The organism is Desulforamulus aeronauticus DSM 10349 (assembly GCF_900142375.1).
In the GTDB taxonomy this organism is placed as follows: Bacteria; Bacillota; Desulfotomaculia; order Desulfotomaculales; family Desulfotomaculaceae; genus Desulfotomaculum; species Desulfotomaculum aeronauticum.
This window is the reverse complement of record NZ_FRAR01000058.1, coordinates 1-1451: the sequence shown is the minus strand read 5'-3', so window position 1 is coordinate 1451 and position 1451 is coordinate 1. Positions and strand designations below refer to the sequence as shown.

Genomic DNA, 1451 nt, shown 5'->3' with positions numbered 1-1451 from the left:
ATCCTTAGTGATTCGGCAACCTTGACAATTAATCCGGGGACAACAGATCCGGTAGCGCCAAGCATTACGGACCAGCCTCAGAACCAGACGGTGACCATAGGACAGACAGCAACTTTTACAGTAACAGCGGCAGGTTCGGAACCGCTTAACTACCAATGGAAAAAAGATGGGATCGATATAGCCGGAGCTACCTCTGCAACGTTGGATATAGTCAATGCCCAGACTTCGGATGCAGGAATCTACACCGTAGAAGTAAGCAACGATGCTGGCAATATCATTACTGATCCGGCAACCTTGACAGTCAACGAGCCAGGAGACTTAAACCTTCTTTTAACGCCTGGTGACCGTTTGGTACGCCTGGATTGGAATGAAGTGCCTGAATCAGTATCCTATTATGTGTATCAAGACACTTCATATGTGCAAACGGTTGCAGGCGGTGTCTGCAATTATGAAGTTACGAGCCTTATCAATGGGCAGACTTATACCTTTGAAGTTCGGGCCATTGATGATCATGATGATGTCATCGCTACTTCCGGTAATCACAGCACCACGCCGAGAACCATGCCCGGGACGCCGACAAACGTAACGGCCACAGCCGGCAATGGACAAGCCACTGTGAGCTTTAGCGCTCCTGCAAGCAACGGCGGTAGCCCAATCACCGGCTATACCGTAACGGCAAGTCCCGGCAATAGTACTGCCACAGGCACAAGCAGCCCGATTACTGTTACCGGTTTGAGCAACGGAACGAGCTACACCTTTACCGTAAAGGCAACAAATGCGGCAGGGAACAGTGCTCAATCAGCGCCGTCCAATTCCGTAACGCCATATAAGTCTTCCACTGGCGGCAGCAGAGGCAGCAGCACGCCGAGTACGCCGCCGACAAGCGGAGTGAACGTTACTGTCAACGGCAAAGGGGAAACGATAGCTGCGGTCGATACGACAAAAGTAGGTGGCAAGACAATCATCACCGCTGCCATAGACGATCAGCAACTGGCAGAAAGACTGAAACAGGAAGGCAGAAAGGCTGTTGTAACGATCCCGGTGACAACCAAAGCGGATGTGGTTATCGGGCGCTTAAACGGCCAGATCGTCAAGAACATGGAAGGCCAAGAGGCCATCCTTGAGATTACAACCAATAATGTAAGCTACGTTCTGCCTGCGGCGCAAATCAACATTGACAGCGTATCTTCGCAATTTGGTCGGCAGGCTGAACTTAAAGACATCCTGATCGATGTCAAAATCGCCGCCTCCACCCTGGAGGCTCGGAACAACAATCAAATGGTAGTTGATCCGGTAGAATTCGTGATAACCGCTACAAATGCCGGTAAGACAGTGGAGAGCACCAAATTCAACACCTACGTAGAGCGAATCATCGCCCTCCCGGAAGGAGTCGATGCAAGCAAAATCACCACAGGCGTCGTGTTTAACCGCGACGGAAGCTTCTCCCACGT

At 51.1% G+C, this 1451-nt stretch carries 1 protein-coding gene; it reads left to right on the top strand.

What is annotated here, in order from left to right; translation table 11 throughout:
* Positions 1-1451 (top strand): Ig and FN3 domain-containing protein (locus tag BUA78_RS20015; RefSeq protein ID WP_238456893.1); only part of this gene is annotated, 1451 nt, incomplete at both ends.